This is a genomic window from Ruegeria sp. G7 (genome assembly GCF_056535465.1).
Genome location: NZ_JBQFIL010000001.1, coordinates 20,434 through 43,270 on the forward strand (window position 1 = coordinate 20,434; position 22,837 = coordinate 43,270).

Sequence of the window (22,837 nt, forward strand, 5' to 3'; positions counted from 1 at the left end):
AGTGCAGCAATGCCCGTTCCGGGCCGATGCTGCAAGATGATTACGCTATCGCCGCGTATATTTGGTCTCCATTTCATAGGATTTTCGCGGTCCCGACACCGACCAGCGGACCGTCCAGCGCGGCCATCCCGAGAAGTCGTATAATGCATCATAGCTGTCGGGCGGGCAATCATGATGATCCTCGGCCCGGTCCTGTCCCAGTTGCAGCGCGTGAAAATACCGGTCGTCGTCGAAATGTATCGCGATCCGGCCCGCCGCCTGATGCCACAGGTATCGACGCGTTCCCGTCATCTCGGGCTGCCCAGGGATACGCAGCGTGACGGTCTCGTCATAGATCAAGCCGTCGCCCTCAGGTCGCAGAACCGCGCTGCCGTCGGCGTGAACCACCTGCCCCGCGCGTCTGTCGTTTATAACGCGCGTCAGCGCCCACTGCCCCTCGAATTCTGATAATCGGGCCGGGGCTGTCATGCCGAGCGCCCGTCTTGCCGGTCCGAGCGGGAAAAAATCAGGGCAAACCGTCTCATAACAGCACTCGCGCCTTGTTCCGATCTGAATGCGCGGCTAAACCCCGCGCCAACGCCTCATCCCAATCACAAAAAGGTGCTGCCGCCAATGATTCCCCGCTATTCCCGCCCTGACATGGTCGCCATCTGGTCGCCCGAGACCAAGTTCCGCATCTGGTACGAGATTGAGGCGCATGCCTGCGACGCCATGGCCGATCTGGGCGTGATCCCGCGCGAAAATGCCGAGGCCGTCTGGAAAGCCAAGGATGTTGAGTTCGACGTGGCCCGCATCGACGAGATCGAGGCCGTCACCAAACATGACGTCATCGCCTTCCTCACCCATCTGGCCGAGCATGTGGGCAGCGACGAGGCACGCTTTGTGCATCAGGGCATGACCAGCTCGGATGTGCTGGACACCTGTTTCAACGTGCAGCTGACCCGCGCCGCCGACATTCTGATCGCCGATCTCGAAGGTCTGCTGGCCGCCCTGAAACGCCGCGCTTACGAGCACAAGGAAACCGTCCGCATCGGCCGCAGCCACGGCATCCACGCCGAGCCGACCACGATGGGCCTGACCTTCGCCCGTTTCTACGCCGAGATGGACCGCAACCTGTCCCGCATGCGCGATGCCCGTGCGGAAATCGCCACCGGCGCGATCAGCGGCGCGGTTGGCACCTTCGCCAATATCGACCCTCAGGTCGAGGAACACGTCTGCGACAAGCTGGGGCTGGTGCCCGAGCCAATCAGCACGCAAGTCATCCCCCGCGACCGTCACGCGGCCTTCTTTGCCACGTTGGGCGTGATCGCCAGCAGCATCGAAAACATCGCCATCGAGGTGCGCCACATGCAGCGCACCGAGGTGCTGGAGGCCGAAGAGTTCTTCTCGAAAGGTCAAAAGGGCTCATCCGCGATGCCGCACAAGCGCAACCCGGTTCTGACCGAAAACCTGACCGGTCTGGCGCGTCTGGTCCGCATGGCCGTCGTGCCCGCGATGGAGAATGTGGCCCTGTGGCACGAGCGTGACATCTCGCACTCGTCGGTCGAACGCAACATCGGCCCCGACGCGACCATCACGCTGGACTTTGCGCTGGCCCGCCTGACCAGCGTGGTCGACAAGCTAGTGGTTTACCCTGAAAACATGCTGGCCAACATGAACAAGTTCCGCGGTCTGGTGATGAGCCAGCGCGTGCTGCTGGCCCTGACCCAGGCCGGTGTCAGCCGCGAAGACGCTTACCGTCTGGTCCAGCGCAACGCGATGAAGGTCTGGGAAGAAGGCAAAGATTTCAAAACCGAGCTTTTGGCTGACGCAGACGTGACCGCCGCGCTGAGCGCCGAAGAGATCGAGGAGAAGTTCGATCTGGGCTATCACACCAAACACGTCGACACCATTTTCTCTCGTGTTTTCGGTGACTAAGGGCTAATTTTTAAAGCAATGGCTCGCGTTGCATCGCGCTGCGCGGGCCTTTGTTTTTTCCGTAGAAAAGCACCCGTTTCCTTTGGGATTTGCCCGGTTGTGAATAAAAGCGATCAGCGAGTTGTTAGCTTTTGTACAGAACACACTATGCTTCACCTAAGCAGCTCAACGAACGGAGACCAACCATGCGCCTCGTACTCGCGTCCGCCATTGCCCTTCAGGCCTTTACTTTCGCCCCCATGGTTCATGCCGCAGGCGGCGGCGACAGCAGCCCGCCCAAGCCGACCAACACCACGAAGAAATGCCTGTTCGGCCGCGTCTACGACGAAGCTGCTGGCCGGTGTGTGAAGCCGAACCAATCCAATTTCACCCAAGATCAGCTGTACGAAGCCGTGCGCGAACTGGCCTATGACGGGCAGTTCGAGAATGCTCAGGGTATTCTACGCATCATGGATCAGGAAGACGACCGGGTTCAGACCTATTGGGGCTTCACCTATCGCAAGATGGGCGAGATTGAACTGGCCAATGCCTTCTATCAGAAAGCCATCGACAGCAACCCCGACAACATTCTGGCCCGCAGCTATATGGGTCAGGGCTTTGTCGCCGAGGGCAAGACCGAGCTGGCCATCGCCCAGTGGCGCGAAATCAAGGCCCGTGGCGGCGAAGGCACCTGGGCCGAGGCGTCCCTGCGCGAGGCGATCCGCACCGGGCTGACTTACAGCTACTGAGTTTCAGGGTTTCTTTACCCGACTCGCCCTATCCTGCCTGCAACGCGAATTAGGCATTGCAGGCAGATGCAGGATACACACGCATTGGTACAGATGGCACCGGGGGCTGCGGCCCCTGTTGCTGATCGGGACGACGGGCCACCGCGGGTCGTGCCCCGTACGCTGAGCAGCAGGGAAAAAGCGGCGGTCGTGGTGAGACTGCTGTTGAACGAAGGCGCGGATATCCCGCTTGAGGAACTGCCCGATGCCCTGCAAGAAAAGCTGACCCACCAACTGGGCCAGATGGGTCTTGTTGACCGGGTGACACTGGCCGCCGTCGCACAGGAATTCGCGGATGCACTTGACGGTGTGGGACTGTCTTTCCCGCATGGCTTGGCAGGGGCCTTGGATGCTGTAAATGGCAAAATTGCACCAGCCACCGCCGCTCGGCTGCGCAAGCTGGCTGGTGTGCGCCAAATCGGCGATCCGTGGCAACGCCTGCGCGAAGTTCCACCCGAAGAACTCGCTGAAATGGCCAAGGCCGAAAGCACCGAGGTGGCGGCGGTGATGCTCTCGAAGCTGGAAACAGCTTCGGCGGCGCAATTGCTGAGCCACCTGCCCGGGCCTACGGCGCGGCGTATCACCTATGCGGTCTCGAAAACCGCGAATGTCACACCGGAGGCAGTGGAACGCATCGGCTGGTCGCTGGCCGCGCAGCTGGACCAGCGCCCGACACCCGCGTTTCGCGATGGCCCGGGCGCGCGCGTCGGGGCGATTCTCAACCAATCCGCCGCCGCGACTCGCGATGGCCTGTTGACCGCGCTGGATGAAGAAGACGCCGATTTCGCAAGCAGCGTGCGGCAGTCGATATTTATCTTTGCGCATATCCCCAGCCGCATTCAGTCGCGCGACATTCCGGCGATCCTGCGCGGCGTGGACCAGCCGGCGTTGGTCACCGCCCTAGCGGGGGCAAGCACCGAAGACGATGCAGCTGCGGTCGAATTCATGCTGTCGAACATGTCGTCGCGCATGGCGGACAATCTGCGCGAAGAGATGGCGGATCGCGGCAAGGTCAAGCAATCCGAGGCAGAAGAGGCCATGGCACAGATCGTAGCGGCCATTCGCGCGTTGCTGGACGACGGGACCATTGCGCTTGTCGAGACTGCCGAGGACGACGCCTAGCCCCACTTGTGATCAAACAACGGGGCCTGTATGTCTGGTCGCGCAGTTCACAACACCCAGGTGTCCCTCCCCATGCCCGTCGAAAAGTCGGAACTGAGCCGGTTTGAGCTTGGAAAATACTACGTTGCCAACCTGTTTCTGAAAGCTGTGATCGGCGGAATGCGCCTGTTGCCCTATGAGCGGCGCATTGGTGCGATGGGGGCTTTGACCCGCTGGCTGGCTCCGGTCGTGGGGTTCAGCACACGGGTGCGGCGCAACCTGAAACTCACCTGCCCCGATCTGCCCGAGGATGAGGTCAAGCGTATCTGCCGCGCCGTACCCGACAACGCCGGGCGTGCCATCATGGAACATTTCTCGGCCGATGGGTTCATCGACCGGCAGAGCAAGGCCAAAGTGTCTGGCTCGGGGATTGAGGCGTTTGACAAGGCGGTGGCCGAGGGCAAGCCGGTGATGATGATCACCGCGCATTTCGGGCATTATCTGGCTGCACGCGTCGCGCTGCAGGCGCGCAGCGGTCAGCCGATCGGGTGTCTCTATCGGCGCATGGCCAATCCCTATTTCAACGAAATGTATGTCGACGCCTTCTATCAGACCGGCGCCCCGATGTTCGAACAGGGTCGCCGCGGCATGGTCGAGATGGTCCGGTCGCTGAAAAAGGGCGGCATCATTGCGATCGTGTCAGACCTGCACGCCCATGGCGGAGAAGAGCTGACATTCTTTGGCAAACCCGCCGTCACCTCGGTTCTGAATGCCGAACTGGCCATCAAGTACAACGCGGTGCTGATCCCGGTTTACGCCGTGCGTCAGCCCAACGGTATCGATTTCGAGATCGTGTTGCACGACCCCGTCCCCCACACCGATCCGAAGACCATGACCCAGTTCACCAATGACGACCTTGAGGCCATGGTGCGGCAGAATATGGGTCAGTGGTTCTGGATTCACCGCCGCTGGAAAGCGTGGAAAAAGCTGGGGGTTCAGCCTCAGGACATGCCCTGATCACTCGACCCGTGTCGCGGCCACGATTGGCCCGTGGCCGACCCGCTGGATCAACACGACAGCGGGAAGATCTCCGGTCAGGGAAGTCCGGAATTCCTGCGGTGCAACGCCGTCCCAGTGCCCGGCGATCTGCCAGCTTTCGACCACATTGGCATAATCCAGTTCGTGCCCTGCCAACTCTCCGCGCCGGATCGATGCGTGGCGCATGGGCGAGTATTGCACCACGCGCACCTCATAGGTCTGGCCCGCAGGCAGTTCGACCGGGGCAACATCCACAACCAGATCATCGCCGGTGCGTTTGGCACTGACCTCTGCCTCGGGTGCAGCGGTAAGATGGGCGGTGATCAAACGATCCAGTTCACCCGCTTTCGCCCCCACAACGTCCTGCTGGCCGTTCACCACCATTTGCGGCGTATAGATCATCGAGCGCCCGCCCTCGCGCGCATAGGCGCGCTGGCGCAAGGTGTGATCCGGTTTGGCGTATTCGTCTTTCCAGCCGATGTAGTCCCAATAATCCACATGCAACGCCAGACCGATGACGTCCTCGCGTTGTGCCAGCTGCTCCATGATTCGATCCGCAGGCGGGCAGGATGAACAGCCCTGCGAGGTGAACAGCTCGACGACCACGGGGTCGGTCTCGGCCGTGGCGGCGGTAACAAAGAGTGTGGCAATAGCGGTGAGTGCGGCGGATCTGAGCATGAAATCTCTCGGTCTGGTCGGCGTTGGGAAATGTCTAAACCGGTTTGCACTCAACCACCAATCAAGGTTTCTTGAGAGTTCTGCAGCAGAATTTCGCAAATATGTGTGCGATGGTATACAAAAATTGACGCAGATCGCCTCTTGGTCCTTGAACCGTCAACAATCGTGATACAGATAAGCGTTAGCGATTCCCCTATTCCAAGTCATTTGAGAGGGAGGCCATCAGATGCCCATCAAAGTCGGACAGGATACCGCCAAGACACGCCGCAGCCTGAGCGTGAATGGCAAGTCCATCTCCTATTATTCCATCCCAGCCGCGCAAGAGGCCGGTCTGGGTGATTTCTCGAACCTGCCCGCCGCGTTGAAAGTGGTGCTGGAGAACATGCTGCGGTTCGAGGATGACGGATTTTCCGTCTCGGTCGACGACATCAAGGCCTTTGCAGAATGGGGCGCGAATGGTGGTAAGAACCCGCGTGAGATCGCCTACCGCCCTGCCCGCGTTCTGATGCAGGATTTCACTGGTGTTCCCGCGGTTGTGGACCTTGCGGCGATGCGCGACGGCATCAAGGGTCTGGGCGGCGACGCGCAGAAGATCAATCCTCTGAACCCGGTTGATCTGGTTATCGACCACTCGGTCATGATTGACGAGTTCGGCAACCCGCGCGCGTTCCAGATGAACGTGGACCGCGAATACGAACGCAACATGGAGCGTTACCAGTTCCTGAAATGGGGCCAGAACGCGTTCAACAACTTCCGCGTCGTGCCGCCCGGCACCGGCATCTGTCATCAGGTGAACCTGGAATACCTGGCCCAGACCGTCTGGACCGATACCGATCAGAGCGGCGAAGAAGTCGCCTACCCCGACACGCTGGTTGGTACCGACAGCCACACCACCATGGTCAACGGCATGGCCGTTCTGGGCTGGGGCGTCGGCGGGATCGAGGCTGAGGCCGCGATGCTGGGGCAGCCGATCTCGATGCTGATCCCCGAGGTTGTGGGCTTTGAGCTGACTGGCTCGATGGTCGAAGGGACAACCGGTACTGACCTTGTTCTGAAGGTCGTTGAGATGCTGCGCGAAAAAGGTGTGGTCGGCAAATTCGTTGAGTTCTACGGCGAGGGTCTGGACCGTCTGCCATTGGCTGACCGTGCCACTATTGCCAACATGGCCCCCGAATACGGCGCGACCTGTGGTTTCTTCCCGATCGACGGTGAAACCTTGCGCTACATGCGCAACACCGGACGGGATGAAGACCGTATTGCACTGGTCGAAGCCTATGCCAAGGAAAACGGCTTCTGGCGTGGCGCGGATTATGCGCCGATCTACACGGACACGCTGACACTGGATATGGGCACCATCGTCCCCGCGATCTCGGGCCCGAAACGTCCGCAGGATTATGTCGCACTGACCAATGCCAAGGCCGCGTTCACCAAAGAAATGGCCGAGACGTTCAAACGCCCAATGGGCAAGGAAGTCGCGGTCAAGGGCGAGGACTACACGATGGAATCGGGCAAGGTCGTGATCGCGTCGATCACGTCCTGTACAAATACGTCGAACCCTTATGTGATGATCGGTGCTGGTCTGGTCGCACGCAAGGCCGCTGCTTTGGGACTGGATCGCAAGCCATGGGTCAAAACCTCGCTGGCTCCGGGGTCACAGGTCGTATCCGCCTATCTTGAGGCTGCGGGCCTGCAGGAAGACCTGGACAAGATCGGTTTCAACCTCGTGGGTTATGGCTGCACCACCTGTATCGGCAACTCGGGCCCGATTCAGGCCGAGATTTCCGATGCCATCGCCGAGGGCGATCTGGTTGCGACGTCAGTCCTGTCGGGCAACCGAAACTTCGAAGGTCGGATTTCTCCGGATGTGCGCGCCAATTATCTGGCCTCACCTCCGCTGGTGGTCGTCTATGCGCTCGCCGGGACCTTGGATATTGACCTGACCTCGGAACCGATCGGGCAGGACAAGGATGGCAATGATGTCTACATGAAAGACATCTGGCCTACCCAGAGCGAGATTGCTGAACTGGTTGAGGCGACAGTGACCCGTGAGGCATTCCAGTCGAAATATGCCGACGTCTTCAAAGGCGATGAGAAGTGGCAGGGCGTCGATGTTCCGCAGCAGGAGACCTATGACTGGCCTGCGACCTCGACCTATATCCAGAACCCGCCCTATTTCCAAGGTATGGGCGCTGAACCCGGCACGATCTCGAACATTGACGGGGCGAAGGTTCTGCTGATCCTGGGCGATATGATCACCACCGACCATATCTCGCCCGCTGGTTCGTTTGCGACCACCACACCCGCAGGCAAGTATCTGACCGACCGTCAGGTCCAACCGCGCGAGTTCAACTCGTATGGTTCGCGCCGGGGCAACCACGAGATCATGATGCGCGGCACCTTCGCCAACATCCGCGTCAAGAACGAGATGCTGGACGGTGTCGAGGGGGGCTATACGAAGGGTCCCGATGGCCAGCAGACCTCGGTCTATGAGGCGTCTATGGCCTATCAGGAACAGGGCACTCCGCTGGTGGTGTTTGGTGGCGAACAGTATGGTGCCGGCTCGTCGCGGGACTGGGCGGCCAAGGGGACCGCGCTGCTGGGCGTTAAGGCCGTCATCGCCGAGAGCTTTGAGCGTATTCACCGCTCGAACCTGGTCGGCATGGGCGTGATCCCGTTCGAATTCACCGGCGGCGACACCCGCAAGTCCTTGGGTCTGACGGGGGATGAGACGGTTTCGATCCATGGGCTGGATACGATTGAGCCGCTGCAGGAGGTTCCCTGCACAATTGTCTATGGTGACGGGACCGAGAAGACCATCACCCTGAAGTGCCGCATCGATACCGCACCCGAGATCGAGTACATCGAAAACGGAGGCGTATTGCATTACGTGCTGCGGAATTTGGCGAAAGCGAGCTAAGGTTTCGTCAAAGGGACAGTATTAAAGGACGCCTTCGGGCGTCCTTTTCTTTTGCGAGGCTCTGCCTCGCGCTCCGAAGTATTTTGGAAAAGATGAAGTTGAAGCGGTGCGGAATCCCCGTTGAGGAGGTTGGAATGGAAAAGGTGGTATTGGTGACAGGGGGTGCGCGCGGCATTGGACGCGCGATCGTCGAGGATTTGAGTATAGATCATAAGGTCGCGTTTACGTGGCTTTCCACGGAACCCGCGCCCGCATTACTGCACGAGAGGGCTTTGGCGATACGTTCGGATTTGACGGAAGCCGATCAGCCCGCTGCGGTGGTGGCGCAGGTGATGAAACGGTTTGGACGGATCGATGTGATCGTCAACAATGCCGGGCTGGTGCGATCAACGCCGAAAGAGGCGTTTCAGGTGGACGCGCATCGCGCCATTCTGGACCTGAACCTACTGGTGCCTGCCGCACTGCTGGCGGCGGCGTTGCCACATCTGAAGAGGGATGCTGCGATTGTCAGCATTTCATCGATGAACGCGGTGTTGCCACCGCGCGACGCGGTCACCTACGGGGCCAGCAAAGCCGCGCTGAACCTGTGGACGCGTGCCATGGCCAAGGAGTTGGGGCCGGACGGGATACGTGTCAATGCGGTGGCTCCGGGTGCGATCAACATTCCAGAAGCGCCGCGGTCGGACGAGTTGACAGAATTGTTCGTGAAGGACACAGCCCTCGCCCGGGCCGGGCGGCCCGAGGATATCGCCAAGGCGGTGCGGTTTTTGGCATCGGATGCCGCGTCGTTTATCACCGGAGAGGTACTGGCCGTCACTGGCGGCTATCGGTTATGAACCGCCAGCCGCTTTCTCGAGCGCGGGGCGGATCGTGCTTTCGATGACGCGCTGAGTGATCGGTCCGGCGAAGCGCAGGATGATTGTGCCCTCTCCGTCGATCACATAGGTTTCGGGAACACCGTAGACACCCCAGTCGAGCCCCATGCGGCCCTGTTCATCCCGCCCGATGCCGGTGTAGGGATCGCCAAGTTCGGTCAAGAAAGCCTCGGCGTTGTCTTGTTGGTCTTTGTAGTTGATGCCGTAGACCGCGATACCTTCGTCCGAAAGCGCCTGCAGATTGGGATGTTCCACACGGCAGGGCGCGCACCAGCTGGCCCAGTAGTTGACGAGCTTGACCTCGCCATCGCGCAGGGTGGCGTCGTCAAAGCCCGGTTTGCCCGCGAATTCGGTAAGTACGACCGGCGGCGCGGGTTGTCCTTCGCGCGCCGAGGGTAGCGCGTTGGGATCGTCGCGAAACATGCCAATGCCAGCCAGCACCGCGAAAGCACCGAAGATCAGAGGCGGCGCAATCATTAGAGGCGAGATTTTAGCCATGGCGCGACATCCTCTGTTCGACCTTTTCCATCTCGGCCCGCAGCTTGCGGCCCCGGATCACGCTGAAAACGACCAACGCGACCAGCAACACGATCGAAACCACATAGGACCACAGAACCGTATCGGCGTATTTACCAAGATCTGGGATCATCCTTTCGCCCTCTCCCGTGCCAGCAGCGCCTTGATCCGGCGCGCGCGAATTTCCGTGCCCGTGCGGTAGAAAACCAGCGCGATAAAAAGTAGAACGAAGCCAATAATGCACAACAGCAGCGGATAGAAATAGATGTTGCTGACCTTTTCTTCGGTATCGGTCCCGGTGATCGCTGCAGCGCGCATGACCGAAGCCCCCTGATGCAGCCCCTGATTCCAGAAATTCACCGCATAGCGGCTGAGGATAGCAAAGACCGATCCCACCAGACACAGGACCGAGGTCAAGTCAGCCGCCGTATCAGGATCTTCGATTGCTTCCCAGAGGGCGACATAACCCAGATAGAACAGGAATAGGATCAGGAACGAGGTCAGGCGCGGGTCCCAGGCCCACCAGGTGCCCCACATGGGCTGGCCCCAGATCGCGCCGGTGGCCAATGCGATCAGCGTCATGACAATGCCGATCGGAGCAGCGGCGCGGGCGGCCAAAGCGCTGACGTGGTGGCGGCGCACCAGCCAGACCAATGATGTCGCCAGCATCATCAGCCAGCAATTAATCGCCATCAGCGCGGCGGGAACGTGCAGGTATATGATCTTGACGGTCGAGCCCTGCTTGTAGTCATCCGGGGTGAAGAAAAAGCCCCAGATCAGCCCGACGACGATGCAAACCGTCGATGTGATCCAGAAAAACGGCAGGACACGCTCGCTGGTGGCAAGAAACTTGCGTGGGTTGGCGTATTCCCAGAGGGCATTGGCTTTGGCTGCGATTGTCATGGGCCTTATCTAGTCCGAGTCGGTGTGGTTCTCAATTGACCTTGGTCAATCTTCATTCCCCGTCACCGAAGATTGATACGCAGAACGGCGGCACTGGCGAAGGGCAGCAGCGCGACCGTGGCAGCGGTGATCCCGGCCAGCATCAGCAGCGGTGTTTGCGTCTCCATCCCCGTGGCGCCACGGCGGGCGACCTCGGCCCCGAAGATCAGGGTTGGCACGTAAAGCGGCAAGACCAGCAGCGACAGCAACAGGCCGCCGCGTTTCAGGCCAACAGTCAGCGCCGCGCCGAAGGTGCCGATGACGCTCATGGCCGGGGTGCCGATCAGCAATGAGACCACCAGCCATGAAAAGCCGGGAACGGGCAGGTTCAGCAGAACGCCCAGAAACGGGGCCGCCAGAACCAGCGGCAGGCCGGTGGTCAGCCAATGTGCCAGCGCCTTGATGGTCACCACGGCCTCGAGCGGCAGCGGCGCAGTGGCCAGCAGGTCGAGCGATCCGTCCTCCCAATCCAGCGCCAGCAGGCGGTCCAGCGACAGCAGGCAGGCCAGTAGCGCGCCCAGCCACAGCACTCCGGGGGCGATGGTCGAGAGCAGCGAGGATTGCGGGCCGACCGAGAAGGGCACCAGCACGGTGACGATCAGGAAGAACGCAAGACCGAGGCCGAACCCTCCGCCCGCGCGGAAGGCCAGTTTCAGGTCTCGCAGCAGAAGGGCGATCACAGGAAGCCTCCGTCGAAATCGTCGATGGGTTTGGGTTTGGCCTTGTTGGGGCCGACATCCAGAACCTCTCCGTCTAGGCCAAGGTCGATATGGGTCGCGATCAGGGCGGAACCGCCCTGCCCCAGATGCGCGCGGACAGCGTCCGCGAACATCTGCACTGCGGTTTTGTCCAGTGACACCGTGGGTTCGTCCAGCATCCAGATCGGGCGACCGGTGACCAGCATCCGCGCCAGCCCGAGGCGGCGTTTTTGTCCGGCGGACAGGTTTCCCGCGTGGCGATCCGCCAGTTCGTTCAGGGCGAACGCATCCAGGGCGGCCTGGATATCGTTGGTCCCGAAGACCGAAGCCCAGAAGTTGAGGTTCTCGACCACTGTGAGCGTTGGTTTCAGCCCGTCGGAATGCGAGGCATAGGCGATCTGGTCCTCTGCGCCTTCGATTTCCCCGGTCAGCGGCGGCTGCAGCCCGGCAAGCGTACGCAGCAGGGTTGTCTTGCCGATGCCGTTAGGGCCCCGCAGGATCAGCGCCCGCCCGGGTTCGAGCGAGAAGCTTAGCCCTTCGAGCACGGGAACGCCGCCGCGGGCGATGGCCAGATCGGTTACTTTCAGTGTCATGTTGCCCGCTTAGCGGATTGTGGGTGTCGGCAAAAGGTCGGAAATGCCGCAGAGTGCTGGCATCTTTTTTTGTGGTGAGGTTGGAGCGAGGGGCCAGCCCGCCGCCATTGGCGCTTGAACCAATGGCGCACCAATGGCGGCTCCCGGGATATTTTTAGCCAGATGAAGAATGGATCCTTAGGCGGGGATCAGGGCGAGCGCGACACGGCGGCCTTCGGAGAGGAGCACATTATAGGTGCGGCAGGCGGCGGGGGAGTTCATAATTTCAACGCCGATGCCCGCCTCTTCCAGCTTTGTGCGCAGGGTGGCCGGGATGTGGGAGAGGTCTTTGCCGGTGCCGATGAAGAGGACATCGATCTGGTCGGACAAAGCCAGCAGCGGACTTTCGTCGGTGTAGCCGCCCCAGGCTATGGTTCCCGTGGGGCCGGTCAGAACCGCGCCTTGGTGGACTTGGCCACCGATACGGAAAAATCCCGGGCCATAGCCGTCGATGGGCAGGGCGTTGGTGTAGGTAATCTCATTCAGGCGCATGGGTGCGGTTTTAACCCCAAACCGGCAGGCCGGACAAGGCTGCCGCCGCAATCACGATATAGGCGGTTATGCGGTAGAGCCTCTCGCGTTCGGGCCGGAACATCCAGCCTCCCAGCCAGTTGCCCGCCATGTTGGGAAGAGCCAGCAGCAGCCCCATTCCAACGGTCGAAAAAGTGACACGGCCCATACCGGTGAGGTAGCCGAGGATCAGGAAATCGAAGGCAAACAGGAACAGGAGAATCGTGGCCCGGATAGCGGCAACAGGCAGCGGGCGTGACATGTAAAACAGAATCACCGCCGGGCCGGGGATCCCCGCTATGCCCCCGAGAAAGCCTGCCGCGCCGCCAATTGCGGTGACCATACCGCGCCCAACCCGGCCACGGTACCGCAGGCCCAGGATCAGAGTCGCCAGCATGGACAGAGAGATCAGGCTGACCAGATAGCGGAACACTTCAGGGTCTGACCGCGTCAGCAGCCACAGGCCAACGGGTAGGATCAGGGCGCAGCCCAGCAACAGGCGTGTCAGATCAGCCTTGTCGACAGCAGCCCACGCCCGACGCAGGTTGGGCAGCGGGCCGAAGATGTCCATGATGGTCAGCGCGATGATCGCCCCGAAGGGGCCCAGATAAGGGCTGGCGATAGGCAGGAAGATCAGGGCTGTGCCAAAGCCCGAGAACCCGCGCACGATGCCGCCGATCAGGGCCGCGGAAATGAGAACGGCCAGACCGGTTGGGGTCTGGCCGAAATACTCAGGCATCGATATTGGCGAACTGATTGCCTGCCGTGTTGGATGGCTTGGACCAGTCGCGTTTCACCCCCAGCCACAGCAGGATGGTCGAGGCGACGAAGACCGACGAATAGGTCCCTACGATCACACCCCAGATCATCGCGAAGACGAAACCTCGGATGACGTCCCCGCCCAGCACATAGAGTGAGATCAGAGCCAGCAGTGTGGTGACCGAGGTCATGACCGTCCGGCTGAGCGTTTCGTTGATCGAGATGTTCAGAACCTCTTTCAGGTCTTTCTTCTTGTACTTCCTCAAGTTCTCGCGCACCCGGTCGAAGACGACCACGGTATCGTTCAGCGAATAGCCCACGATGGTCAAAAGCGCCGCGATGATGGCCAGATCGAAACGGATCTGCAGTTCCGAAAAAATACCGATCGTCAGGATCACGTCATGAACCAGGGCGGCCACGGCCCCGAGAGCAAACTGCCATTCGAACCGCAACCAGATATAGACGAGCACCGCGCCGATCGCCAAAGCGACGGCGATGACGGCCGTTTGGATCAGTTCGCCCGAGACTTTGGGTCCTACGGATTCGACAGAGACGAACTGAATGTCCGGCACGGCAACCTGCAACGCGCCTTCGACGGCAGTGATGGTGCTTGCAGCCACCGACTCGGCGTCGTCCTGCGCCTGAATGCGGATCATCGCGACATTCTGATCTTCGCCAAAGGTCGGATCGAAGATCTCGGTAATCGTGATATCACCCAGCTCCAGCGGCGCGATGGCGTCGCGATAGGTGCCGACATCGATCGGTTGCGTGCTTTCCGTTCGGATGGTGGTGCCACCCCGGAAGTCGATGCCAAAGTTCAGGCCCTGCAGCAAGAACGACACGAACGCAATAACCATCATCAGGCCGGAAATGCCTAACCAGACTTTCCAGCGGCTGAAGAAATCGAACGAGGTGCCTTGGGGTACGAGTTTCAGTCTCATGTCAAACCTCGATCGTTTTCGGGCGGCGGCGTTCGAACCACATGACGACCATCAGGCGCGTCACGAAGATCGCGGTGAAGACCGAGGTCAGAATCCCCAGCCCCAGTGTGATTGCAAAGCCGCGCACCGGGCCACTGCCCATGGCAAACAGGATGGTCGCCGTGATGAAGGTGGTCACGTTGGCGTCCAGGATGGCCGACAGTGCCTTTTCATAACCCAGTTCGATAGCACGCGCCGGGCCTTTGGCGGATTTGAGCTCTTCTCGGATACGTTCAAAGATCAGCACGTTGGCGTCCACCGCCATACCGACCGTCAGAACGATGCCTGCGATACCCGGCAGCGTCAGCGTTGCGCCGATCAGCGAGAGCAGGCCAAACAACAAGCCCACGTTCAGGATCAGCGCGACATTGGCGAAAAGACCAAACAAGCCGTAGCTGAGCGCCATGAAGACCAGCACAGCCGCGAACGCCACCATGGTCGCAACCTTGCCCGCATCAATACTGTCCTGCCCCAGTTCCGGACCGATGGTGCGTTCTTCGAGGAACTCCAGCCCCGCAGGCAGCGCGCCTGCACGCAGGAGAACGGCCAGATTGGTGCTTTCTTCAACCATAAAATTACCGGTGATGATACCGGACCCGCCCGGGATATGGCTTTGGATCACCGGGGCCGAGATGACCTCATCATCCAGTACGATCGCAAAAGGTGCGCCAATGTTGTCCAGCGTGTAGTCGCCGAACTTGCGCGCACCGGATGTGTTAAAGCGGAAGCTGACCGCAGGGCGACCGTTCTGATCGAATGACGGCTGCGCGTCAACGAGTTCCTCACCAGTCACAACGGGTGCGGATTCCAGTGTGTAATAGACACCCTCTTCGTCCAGCGAGGGCACGATTTCTTCGCCAACGCCGGGGGTCGCATCGGGGTCGGACCCGCGACCGACAACCGGGTTGAAGGTCAGCTGAGCTGTCGTTCCGATGATCTCTTTCAACTCGCCGGCGCTACCGATGCCGGGAACCTGAATCAGGATGCGGTCGGCGCCCTGACGCTGAATGGTGGGCTCACGGGTGCCGACCTCGTCAATTCGGCGGCGGATGATTTCCAGAGATTGCCGAACTGTGCGATCGTCCGAGGCGAGCTTTTCAGCTTCGGACAGTTGCACCACGATGGTGTCGCCATCTGCAAAGGCCTCGATATCGGTTGCGCCCACGCCGGTCAGTGTTTGCACCTGACGCGCAAGCCCGCGGACGACCTCAAGGGCGCGCGGCATGCCTTCGGACTGGCTGATGCGAACGCGAATCTCGTCGGGTTCTGAATCCTGGCGGCGGATGGTGCCAACTGTGGCACGCTCATCCCGCAGAGCGTCGCGGATTTCGGGCCACATCGCCTCCATCCGGGATTCGTAAACATCGCCGACTTTGACTTCGGCCAGCAGATGCGCACCACCGCGCAGATCAAGGCCGAGGTTGACCAAGGACGACGGCAACCAATCGGGCCACAGCTCGGCCTCGGCCTGCATCTCAGGGGTATCGAGGCCAAGTTCGATCGCGGCCCTGGCATCGTTGGACTGTTCTACGCGCGTGTAAAACGCATTCGGCAGGGCAAGGATCAGGCCGATCACGCAGACCGCCCAGATCAGAACCCGCTTCCAGGTATCAATTTGCAGCATTACCCTGCCTTTTCAAGGAATTGTCGCGCGAGGTTACTTCGCCGGTTCAGTCTTGTTCAGAACCTGTGCGATCGTCGATTTGACAACGCGAACCTTTACGTTCTCGGCCAGTTCGACCTCGATCTCGTTCTCGCCTTCCTTGACCTTGGACACTTTGCCGATCAATCCACCCTGGGTGACGATCTGATCGCCCCGACGCACGGCTTCGACCATGGCCTGATGTTGTTTCATCTTTTTCTGCTGCGGACGGATCAGCAGGAAATACATGATCGCGAAGATCAGGATCAGCGGGAGAAACTGGGCGATTGCGCCACCTTCCATGGGATATTCCTTTGTTCTGATGATGCAGAGGGCTCTCTGCAAAGTTGGCGGGAACCTATGCTCTGATCCGGGGTTTGCAAGCGAAGGCGGCGCTGTAACACACCTGAACCCGACCCCACCACCGCAAGAACAAGCCAAACGTTGCAGATATGTCCTAGGAACACAGGCAATACCGGGTATAGTCCGGGTCAAGGGGGACATATGGGACGGTATCTCAAGCCATTCCTTTTGCTGCTATATTTCCTGATCCCGATGGCCTTGGGCCTTTGGGTCGCCGAGCCGGTTCGGGCGCAGGAAACGCCTTCCGAAAACAGCGCGTCCGAGGTTGATGACTCCGAGACCTTCGTGGCCCCCGTCATCGTTGATGGGGATGTTTTGTTCCAGCTGCGGGGCTCCAGCGCCCTGCCCGCCCCTGAGCGTGCGGAAGGTGTGCAGAACAAGATCATAGAAATCGCCGAAGCGTCAGACGCGCTTTCGGTCGAGATCACCTATGAACGCACCGAATTTGGCACCTGGATCGTGGCGGATGGCGAAAGAGTGTCCATCGTCACCGATGCAGACGCGGAGTTGGAGCAGATGGAGCTGAGCGTTCTCAGCGTGCTGCATGGCAATGCGATCCGGCAATCCATCGAATCCTATCGCGCAAATCGCACCGAACAGGCGCGCGTCTCGGGCGCGATCGAGGCCGCCGCGTGGACAATCGGCTTTGTCGTCTTCGTCGTGCTGATCCTTTGGCTGCACCGACGGATTCGCAGACGTACACTGAGATTCGTCAAACGCCACCTACGAGAAGTAGAAACCGCCACGGCCAAAAGCGTTCAGGCCGAAGCGATTGCGGCCCTCGTGCGGTACGGTTTGAATTTCGTTCTGCTGGTCGTCTTTTTTCTGGGCTTCTATTACTATCTCTCCTTCGTGCTGCTGGCCTTCGCCGAGACGCGGTACTTTGCGCAACTTCTGCTGACATACCTGACCGAACCGGTTCTGCTGATCTTCAGGGGCATACTCAGCTACATCCCGAACATGATCATGCTGGGCCTGATTACATGGGTTGCGTTGTACGTCATCAAGGGCATGCGCGTGTTCTTCGACGCCGTCGAAGCCGGGTCCTTCGACTTGGGGGATTTTGAGAAACACTGGGTCAGCCCAACCTTCAACATCGCCCGTGTCGTCGTCATCCTGATCGCGCTGGTCTTTGCGGTGCCATATATACCGGGCTCGGACTCGGCGGCGTTTCAGGGGCTGACCATTCTGGTTGGTGCGATGCTGTCGCTGGGTGCGAACTCGGTCGTATCGAACATGCTGGCGGGGTTGTTTGTGATCTATCGCCGGTCAACTTCGATCGGGGACCGTATCCAGATCGGCGATCACATCGGCGATGTGGTGCAGATCAAACTGATGGAAACCCATCTGAAATCGATCAAGAACGAGCTGATCTCAATTCCCAACGCGCAGTTGATGAATTCGGATGTGGTCAATTTCTCGAAGAAAACCGATGGCAGCGGGCTTTTGCTGCACACCACTGTCGGTATCGGTTATGAAGAACCGCCCGAAAAGATCGAGGCGATGTTGATCGAGGCCGCCCAGCGTACAAAGGGCATCAAGACCAAGCCCGAACCCTTTGTTTTGTGGACCGCTTTGGCCGACTACGCCATCAACTATCAGATCAACGGCTATACGACGCGGGGCAGTATCATTCCAAAAATCCGCTCGGATTTGCATCGCAATATCGTCGCGGTGTTCAATGAGAACAATGTGCAGATCATGACGCCCTCGTATATCGCCGACCCGCCTGAACCGAAGATCCCGGCAGAGGGCTGGGACGGTCATCTGGCACATGAATCGCACGACGAATCCGATAAGTCGTAACCGGCGCTACACCCTGACATTCAGATGGTGCATAAGCGGTTTCAGTGATTCACGCATTCAAGGATCTGAGACATGCACGACATCCGCGCCATTCGCGAAAACCCTGCCGCCTTCGACGCCGCCCTCGCGCGCCGTGGGGACGCGCCGGTGTCGTCAGACCTGCTACGGCTGGACGAAAGCCGCCGCGCCAAGATTCTGGCCGCCGAAACCGCGCAGGCCGAACAGAACAAAGCCTCGAAAGAAGTAGGTGCTGCCAAGGGCCGCGGCGACGAGGCTGAGTTCGAGCGCCTGCGCGCTCTGGTCGCCGAGAAAAAGGCCGAGATCGCGCAGATGCAGAATGAGGCCAAGGATCTGGATGCACTGCTGACCGACCAGTTGATCCGCATCGCCAACCTGCCCGCCGAGGATGTGCCCGAAGGCGCGGATGAGGCCGACAATGTCGAGGTCAGCCGCTGGGGCACCCCGCGCGCACTGGACTTTGCGCCGAAAGAGCATTTCGAGATCGAAGCCGTTCAGCATGGCATGGATTTCGAGACCGCCGCGAAGCTCTCTGGCTCGCGCTTTGTGCTGCTGTCCGGCGGCGTCGCCCGCATCCACCGCGCGCTGGCGCAGTTCATGCTGGACACCCACATCAACGAGAACGAACTGACCGAGGTGAACGGCCCCGTTCTGGTTCTGTCGGAAATGATGCAGGGCACCGGCCAATTGCCGAAATTCGGCGAAGACAGCTATCAGACCCGCGAAGGCTGGTGGCTGATCCCGACCTCCGAGGTTTCGCTGACCAATATCGTCAACGACACCATGATCGAGGAAAGCTACCTACCCCGCCGCTATACCGCGCATTCGCTCTGCTTCCGGTCCGAGGCTGGATCGGCGGGTAAAGACACGCGCGGAATGCTGCGCCAGCACCAGTTTGAAAAGGTCGAGATGGTCTCGGTCACCCACCCGGACAAATCCGACAACGAACAGAAGCGTATGCTCCGCTGCGCCGAAGGTATTCTGGAAAAGCTGGGCATTCCCTATCGCACCGTGATCCTGTGCACCGGCGACATGGGTTTTGGCGCGCGTCGGACCTTTGACATCGAGGCATGGCTGCCGGGTCAGAATACGTACCGTGAGATCAGCTCGGTCTCGACCTGCGGAGACTTTCAGGCCCGCCGCATGAACGCCCGCTTCCGCCCCGAAGGTGGCGGCAAGCCGGAATATGTGCATACGCTGAACGGCTCGGGGCTTGCGGTCGGGCGCTGCCTGATTGCGGTGCTGGAAAACGGTCAGAATGCGGATGGCACAGTTACCCTGCCCGAGGTTCTGGCCCCCTATCTGGGTGGCAAGCTGACGCTGCAAACCGACGGCACCTTGGCATAAGAAAACCGGCACACATGGGTGCCGGTTGGATCGAACGAGGCGAAGAGGTGTCTACTTCTTCGCCTTTTTCTTATCCTTTTTCTTGCTGGATTTCTTGTCCGCTTTCTTCTTGTCGGCCTTTTTCTTGCCGCCGCCTTTGGACTTCTTGTCTTTCTTGGCCTTCTCTTTGACCTTTTCCTTGGCCTTCGAGAATACGGCCTCCATCTCGGATTTCTTCCGGGCTGCTTTCTCGGCCTTGGCCTTGGCTTTCGCCTTCTTTTTCGCCTTGGCTTCAGCCGCTGCTTTCTCAGCTGCTTCACGCGCCTCTGCGGCCTTGCGCTCGGCCTCGGCCTTCTTGGCAGCCGCTGTACTGCGCGCAGGTGCCCGACGCGCCGGAGGTTTCCGGTTCGGCGCCCGACGCGCCGGAGGTTTGACCGGAGCGGCGACCGCCTCTTTCGCAGCTGCGATCAGGCGCGTGGCCCGTGCGGCGCCGATGCGCGGCACTTTCATCAGATCCTCAGGGCTGGCTTTCGCCACGGCCTGGGCGGTCTTGAAACCACCCGCACTCAGCGCCTGTGCCAACGCTTCTCCAACGCCGCGCACATCGGTAACTGCGGTCATCACGGATCCTTTCCTGTCATCCCTTACTTGTGTATATGCACAGCCTATACACTCTGACAAGAGCGCCGACTGCCCCCCATTTAACCAGCCTGCGCCACCCGCTGACGATGTGGCCGCCGCGGGAACGGCACCAGACGCTTGGCCTCTTCATCCCAAAGCTTCAGGTTCAGCGCTGCCACCGCCTCGGGGAATTTGATCCGGCGCGGGGTGTATTCGGGCGGAAGGTTATAGTGGCACGCGCGTAGCCGGTAGGACGGTATCCGCGCGTTGAAATGGTGGATGTCGTGCAGGGTGATGCAGGCCACCGCATTGTCGAACCACCAGCCAAAATCCAGCGCCGATGATCCCTGCAGCGCCGCCAGTTGCGGATCGAGATCGGGGCGGCGATCCCAATAGGTATCCTCAAAATTATGCTGAAGGTAGACGAGGAACACACCAAGCATCCCGCCCAGCAACGAGAAGATCAGCCAGACCAGAATGCCGGTGCTGCCCGCGATCAGATAGAGCAGCCCCAGAAAGACAATGATCGACAGATTATGCAGCAACACGCCTCTTACGCCGAAGCGAACGGTGTTTTTTGGCCAGCGATAACGAATGAAGTAGGTGAACAGCGCACCCACCGGCACAAGGATAAACGGGTTCCGGTAAAGCCTGTAAAACAGACGCTTTTTCCAATCCGCCTCATTCCATTCGCGCAGCGTCATGGTGTGGATTTCGCCGGTTTCGCGATGTTCCAGATTGCCGATACCCGCGTGATGCAGATTGTGGTTCTGCTTCATCACCTCAAACGGTGCAAAGGTGAACGGCGACAGGCCGTGGCCCGCCCATTCATTCTGCGCCCGCGTCTCGAAAAGCGAGTGATGCCCGCAATCGTGCTGCAGCACATAAAGACGCACGGCAGAGAAGGCAAAAACGACCCCCGCCGGGATCATGATATACCAACGATCCACATAGGCGATCGCCAGCGTCAGCGATGCAAAATACACCGCAAACGTCCCGAAATAGCTGAGCGCGGCCAGCCGGTTGTCCTGTACCGCGTATTGTCTGGTGTATTCCCTCAGATCCATCTCGCCCGCTCCCCAGGGTGGTCCGGTTATGTCGTGTTTCAAAATGATGTGCGGGCAGCCCGCAAACAAGCCGCGTGCGAAAACAAATGCACGCAGTTGAATGCTAGCGCGGGGAACGGGGGCTGTCACGCCCCCTGTCTGAAAATGCTGAAAATTAGCGCGGTTACGCGCGTCCCTTGAGATGTTTGGCCAAGGCACCGGCATTTTTCTTGCGCCGCCCCTTGTAGGGGTTCTTGTCGCCCTGTCCGCGCAAAGTCAGCCGGATCGGGGTGCCCGGCATGTCAAAATCCTCACGCAGACCATTGACCAGATAGCGGTTATAGCTCTCGGGCATCTTGTCGGGATGCGAGCACATCACCACGAACCCCGGCGGGCGGGTCTTGGCTTGGGTCATATAACGCAGCTTGATCCGGCGGCCCTGTGGTGCTGGTGGCGGGTGCTGTTTCAGCATCGCTGTCAGCCAGCGGTTCAGCGCCGCCGTTGGCACACGGCGGTTCCAGACGTCATGGGCGCGCAGGATCGCGGCGCGCAGGCGTTCCAAACCCCTCCCCGTCTTCGCCGAAACGGTGATCAGCGGAGCGCCGCGTAATTGCGGCAGCAGCCGTTCAAAGGATTCTTTCAGATCGCGCAGCTTTTCCTGCTTGTTGTCCTCGACGTCCCATTTGTTGACGGCGACGACCACCGCACGGCCCTCACGCTCGGCCAGATCGGCGATGCGCAGGTCCTGTTGTTCAAACGGAATCGCGGCATCCAGAAGGACCACCACAACCTCGGCAAATTTCACCGCGCGCAGACCATCCGAGACCGAGAGCTTTTCCAGCTTTTCCTGCACCTTGGCTTTCTTACGCATCCCGGCGGTATCAAAGATCCGCATCGGAGTGCTGTCGCCCTCGGGGCTGGCCCAATCGATGCGCAGGCTGATCGCATCGCGGGTGATCCCGGCCTCAGGCCCGGTCAGCAGGCGATCTTCGCCCATGATCTTGTTGATCAGCGTGGATTTCCCTGCGTTCGGACGACCCACCACAGCGACCTGCAAGGGCTTGGCGGCGGTTATCAGAGGCGCTTCGCCCTCGCCATCCTCATCCAGTTCAATATCGGTTTGCGGGGTATCATCGACGGCCTGTTCCTCGGCCGCATCCGCCAACGGCATCAACTGCGCATAGAGGTCCGTCATCCCTTCGCCGTGTTCGCCCGACAGGCGCACGGGTTCGCCAAGGCCCAGATTATAGGCTTCAAGCACGCCTGCATCCGCTGCGTTGCCTTCGGCCTTATTGGCGGCCAAGATCACATGCTTGGAGCGTTTGCGCAGGATTTCGGCGAACATCTCATCGGTCGGCGTCAGGCCAACGCGCGCGTCGATCATGAACAGGCAGACATCGGCCATATCCACCGCACGCTCGGTCAGGCGGCGCATCCGGCCTTGCAGGCTGTCGTCGGTCGCGTCTTCAAGACCCGCCGTATCGATCACGGTAAAGCGCAGATCGCCCAGCCGCCCTTCGCCTTCGCGCAGGTCACGCGTCACGCCGGGCTGGTCGTCGACCAGGGCCAGGCGTTTGCCCACAAGGCGGTTGAACAGGGTGGATTTGCCCACATTCGGGCGCCCCACGATGGCGAGGGTCAGCGACATGATACCAATCTTTCAAGACTCAAGATGCGCCCTTTAA

General features: G+C 60.1%; 23 protein-coding genes. 8 read left to right on the top strand and 15 right to left on the bottom strand.

Features of this window, described 5'->3' with window-relative positions:
- Positions 1–45 precede the first annotated feature (45 nt).
- Positions 46–468, bottom strand: a complete 423-nt coding sequence (locus ACR3EN_RS00125) for a DUF6314 family protein (protein ID WP_480819636.1) — start codon at positions 466–468, stop codon at positions 46–48.
- Positions 469–612: 144 nt separating this feature from the next.
- On the opposite strand from ACR3EN_RS00125, the gene purB reads away from it, so the two are divergent.
- From purB to ACR3EN_RS00145, 4 genes are all read left to right on the top strand, one after another.
- Positions 613–1,917 (top strand): adenylosuccinate lyase, encoded by a 1,305-nt coding sequence (purB, locus tag ACR3EN_RS00130; RefSeq protein ID WP_480819635.1) that lies wholly within the window; start codon positions 613–615, stop codon positions 1,915–1,917.
- 185 nt (positions 1,918–2,102) lie between these two features.
- Positions 2,103–2,645, top strand: coding sequence for a tetratricopeptide repeat protein (locus ACR3EN_RS00135; RefSeq protein ID WP_480819634.1), 543 nt, complete (start codon positions 2,103–2,105; stop codon positions 2,643–2,645).
- A 66-nt stretch (positions 2,646–2,711) separates the two neighbouring features.
- Positions 2,712–3,806, top strand: a complete 1,095-nt coding sequence (locus ACR3EN_RS00140; protein WP_480819633.1) for a flagellar motor switch protein FliG — start codon at positions 2,712–2,714, stop codon at positions 3,804–3,806.
- Positions 3,807–3,878: 72 nt separating this feature from the next.
- Complete coding sequence (locus ACR3EN_RS00145; protein WP_480819632.1) at positions 3,879–4,802, top strand: lysophospholipid acyltransferase family protein; 924 nt, start codon at positions 3,879–3,881, stop codon at positions 4,800–4,802.
- Here the strand turns inward: ACR3EN_RS00145 and ACR3EN_RS00150 are convergent, their stop codons facing one another.
- A complete protein-coding gene (locus ACR3EN_RS00150; protein ID WP_480819631.1) occupies positions 4,803–5,501 on the bottom strand; it encodes a DUF1223 domain-containing protein in 699 nt (232 codons plus the stop codon).
- 226 nt (positions 5,502–5,727) lie between these two features.
- Between ACR3EN_RS00150 and acnA the strand changes: the two genes are divergently transcribed.
- Positions 5,728–8,418, top strand: a complete 2,691-nt coding sequence (gene acnA, locus ACR3EN_RS00155; RefSeq protein WP_480819630.1) for an aconitate hydratase AcnA — start codon at positions 5,728–5,730, stop codon at positions 8,416–8,418.
- A gap of 134 nt (positions 8,419–8,552) precedes the next feature.
- The gene (locus tag ACR3EN_RS00160; protein ID WP_480819629.1) at positions 8,553–9,254 is read left to right on the top strand and encodes an SDR family NAD(P)-dependent oxidoreductase; all 702 of its coding nucleotides are present in this window, start codon (positions 8,553–8,555) and stop codon (positions 9,252–9,254) included.
- On the opposite strand, the gene ACR3EN_RS00165 is transcribed toward ACR3EN_RS00160, so the two are convergent.
- The 10 genes from ACR3EN_RS00165 to yajC form a co-directional block, all read right to left on the bottom strand.
- Complete coding sequence (locus ACR3EN_RS00165) at positions 9,249–9,791, bottom strand: DsbE family thiol:disulfide interchange protein (protein WP_480819628.1); 543 nt, start codon at positions 9,789–9,791, stop codon at positions 9,249–9,251. The genes ACR3EN_RS00160 and ACR3EN_RS00165 overlap by 6 nt on opposite strands.
- On the bottom strand, positions 9,784–9,942 hold the full coding sequence (gene ccmD, locus ACR3EN_RS00170) for a heme exporter protein CcmD (RefSeq protein WP_480819627.1): 159 nt from the start codon (positions 9,940–9,942) through the stop codon (positions 9,784–9,786). Before ccmD ends, ACR3EN_RS00165 begins: the two co-directional genes overlap by 8 nt.
- Positions 9,939–10,712, bottom strand: a complete 774-nt coding sequence (locus ACR3EN_RS00175; RefSeq protein WP_480819626.1) for a heme ABC transporter permease — start codon at positions 10,710–10,712, stop codon at positions 9,939–9,941. Before ACR3EN_RS00175 ends, ccmD begins: the two co-directional genes overlap by 4 nt.
- A gap of 62 nt (positions 10,713–10,774) precedes the next feature.
- Complete coding sequence (gene ccmB, locus ACR3EN_RS00180) at positions 10,775–11,431, bottom strand: heme exporter protein CcmB (RefSeq protein WP_480819625.1); 657 nt, start codon at positions 11,429–11,431, stop codon at positions 10,775–10,777.
- Positions 11,428–12,042 carry a heme ABC exporter ATP-binding protein CcmA gene (gene ccmA / locus ACR3EN_RS00185; RefSeq protein WP_480819624.1) on the bottom strand — a complete coding sequence of 205 codons (615 nt, stop codon included), beginning with the start codon at positions 12,040–12,042 and terminating at the stop codon, positions 11,428–11,430. Before ccmA ends, ccmB begins: the two co-directional genes overlap by 4 nt.
- Before the next feature lie 177 nt (positions 12,043–12,219).
- Positions 12,220–12,573 carry an Mth938-like domain-containing protein gene (locus tag ACR3EN_RS00190; protein ID WP_480819623.1) on the bottom strand — a complete coding sequence of 118 codons (354 nt, stop codon included), beginning with the start codon at positions 12,571–12,573 and terminating at the stop codon, positions 12,220–12,222.
- 10 nt (positions 12,574–12,583) lie between these two features.
- The gene (locus ACR3EN_RS00195; protein WP_480819622.1) at positions 12,584–13,330 is read right to left on the bottom strand and encodes a TSUP family transporter; all 747 of its coding nucleotides are present in this window, start codon (positions 13,328–13,330) and stop codon (positions 12,584–12,586) included.
- Complete coding sequence (gene secF / locus ACR3EN_RS00200; RefSeq protein ID WP_480819621.1) at positions 13,323–14,291, bottom strand: protein translocase subunit SecF; 969 nt, start codon at positions 14,289–14,291, stop codon at positions 13,323–13,325. Before secF ends, ACR3EN_RS00195 begins: the two co-directional genes overlap by 8 nt.
- A gap of 1 nt (position 14,292) precedes the next feature.
- A complete protein-coding gene (secD, locus tag ACR3EN_RS00205) occupies positions 14,293–15,954 on the bottom strand; it encodes a protein translocase subunit SecD (protein ID WP_480870177.1) in 1,662 nt (553 codons plus the stop codon).
- 33 nt (positions 15,955–15,987) lie between these two features.
- Positions 15,988–16,275 (bottom strand): preprotein translocase subunit YajC, encoded by a 288-nt coding sequence (yajC, locus tag ACR3EN_RS00210; protein ID WP_480819619.1) that lies wholly within the window; start codon positions 16,273–16,275, stop codon positions 15,988–15,990.
- Between the two features lie 201 nt (positions 16,276–16,476).
- Here yajC and ACR3EN_RS00215 point away from each other — a divergent pair, with 201 nt between their 5' ends.
- Both ACR3EN_RS00215 and serS read left to right on the top strand, forming a co-directional pair.
- Positions 16,477–18,141, top strand: a complete 1,665-nt coding sequence (locus ACR3EN_RS00215) for a mechanosensitive ion channel family protein (protein ID WP_480819618.1) — start codon at positions 16,477–16,479, stop codon at positions 18,139–18,141.
- A gap of 72 nt (positions 18,142–18,213) precedes the next feature.
- Positions 18,214–19,506, top strand: a complete 1,293-nt coding sequence (serS, locus tag ACR3EN_RS00220) for a serine--tRNA ligase (RefSeq protein WP_480819617.1) — start codon at positions 18,214–18,216, stop codon at positions 19,504–19,506.
- Positions 19,507–19,557: 51 nt separating this feature from the next.
- Here the strand turns inward: serS and ACR3EN_RS00225 are convergent, their stop codons facing one another.
- The 3 genes from ACR3EN_RS00225 to der form a co-directional block, all read right to left on the bottom strand.
- Complete coding sequence (locus tag ACR3EN_RS00225; RefSeq protein ID WP_480819616.1) at positions 19,558–20,106, bottom strand: helix-hairpin-helix domain-containing protein; 549 nt, start codon at positions 20,104–20,106, stop codon at positions 19,558–19,560.
- An 80-nt stretch (positions 20,107–20,186) separates the two neighbouring features.
- Positions 20,187–21,173, bottom strand: coding sequence for a fatty acid desaturase (locus ACR3EN_RS00230; RefSeq protein WP_480819615.1), 987 nt, complete (start codon positions 21,171–21,173; stop codon positions 20,187–20,189).
- A gap of 163 nt (positions 21,174–21,336) precedes the next feature.
- A complete protein-coding gene (gene der / locus ACR3EN_RS00235) occupies positions 21,337–22,800 on the bottom strand; it encodes a ribosome biogenesis GTPase Der (RefSeq protein ID WP_480819614.1) in 1,464 nt (487 codons plus the stop codon).
- Positions 22,801–22,837 lie beyond the last annotated feature (37 nt).

Coding starts and splice junctions, on each gene's coding strand:
- ACR3EN_RS00125 (WP_480819636.1), bottom strand. CDS start 468: ATGACAGCCCCGGCCCGATTATCAGAATTCGAGGGGCAGTGGGCGCTG.
- purB (WP_480819635.1), top strand. CDS start 613: ATGATTCCCCGCTATTCCCGCCCTGACATGGTCGCCATCTGGTCGCCC.
- ACR3EN_RS00135 (WP_480819634.1), top strand. CDS start 2,103: ATGCGCCTCGTACTCGCGTCCGCCATTGCCCTTCAGGCCTTTACTTTC.
- ACR3EN_RS00140 (WP_480819633.1), top strand. CDS start 2,712: ATGCAGGATACACACGCATTGGTACAGATGGCACCGGGGGCTGCGGCC.
- ACR3EN_RS00145 (WP_480819632.1), top strand. CDS start 3,879: ATGCCCGTCGAAAAGTCGGAACTGAGCCGGTTTGAGCTTGGAAAATAC.
- ACR3EN_RS00150 (WP_480819631.1), bottom strand. CDS start 5,501: ATGCTCAGATCCGCCGCACTCACCGCTATTGCCACACTCTTTGTTACC.
- acnA (WP_480819630.1), top strand. CDS start 5,728: ATGCCCATCAAAGTCGGACAGGATACCGCCAAGACACGCCGCAGCCTG.
- ACR3EN_RS00160 (WP_480819629.1), top strand. CDS start 8,553: ATGGAAAAGGTGGTATTGGTGACAGGGGGTGCGCGCGGCATTGGACGC.
- ACR3EN_RS00165 (WP_480819628.1), bottom strand. CDS start 9,791: ATGGCTAAAATCTCGCCTCTAATGATTGCGCCGCCTCTGATCTTCGGT.
- ccmD (WP_480819627.1), bottom strand. CDS start 9,942: ATGATCCCAGATCTTGGTAAATACGCCGATACGGTTCTGTGGTCCTAT.
- ACR3EN_RS00175 (WP_480819626.1), bottom strand. CDS start 10,712: ATGACAATCGCAGCCAAAGCCAATGCCCTCTGGGAATACGCCAACCCA.
- ccmA (WP_480819624.1), bottom strand. CDS start 12,042: ATGACACTGAAAGTAACCGATCTGGCCATCGCCCGCGGCGGCGTTCCC.
- ACR3EN_RS00190 (WP_480819623.1), bottom strand. CDS start 12,573: ATGCGCCTGAATGAGATTACCTACACCAACGCCCTGCCCATCGACGGC.
- ACR3EN_RS00195 (WP_480819622.1), bottom strand. CDS start 13,330: ATGCCTGAGTATTTCGGCCAGACCCCAACCGGTCTGGCCGTTCTCATT.
- secF (WP_480819621.1), bottom strand. CDS start 14,291: ATGAGACTGAAACTCGTACCCCAAGGCACCTCGTTCGATTTCTTCAGC.
- secD (WP_480870177.1), bottom strand. CDS start 15,954: ATGCTGCAAATTGATACCTGGAAGCGGGTTCTGATCTGGGCGGTCTGC.
- yajC (WP_480819619.1), bottom strand. CDS start 16,275: ATGGAAGGTGGCGCAATCGCCCAGTTTCTCCCGCTGATCCTGATCTTC.
- ACR3EN_RS00215 (WP_480819618.1), top strand. CDS start 16,477: ATGGGACGGTATCTCAAGCCATTCCTTTTGCTGCTATATTTCCTGATC.
- serS (WP_480819617.1), top strand. CDS start 18,214: ATGCACGACATCCGCGCCATTCGCGAAAACCCTGCCGCCTTCGACGCC.
- ACR3EN_RS00225 (WP_480819616.1), bottom strand. CDS start 20,106: ATGACCGCAGTTACCGATGTGCGCGGCGTTGGAGAAGCGTTGGCACAG.
- ACR3EN_RS00230 (WP_480819615.1), bottom strand. CDS start 21,173: ATGGATCTGAGGGAATACACCAGACAATACGCGGTACAGGACAACCGG.
- der (WP_480819614.1), bottom strand. CDS start 22,800: ATGTCGCTGACCCTCGCCATCGTGGGGCGCCCGAATGTGGGCAAATCC.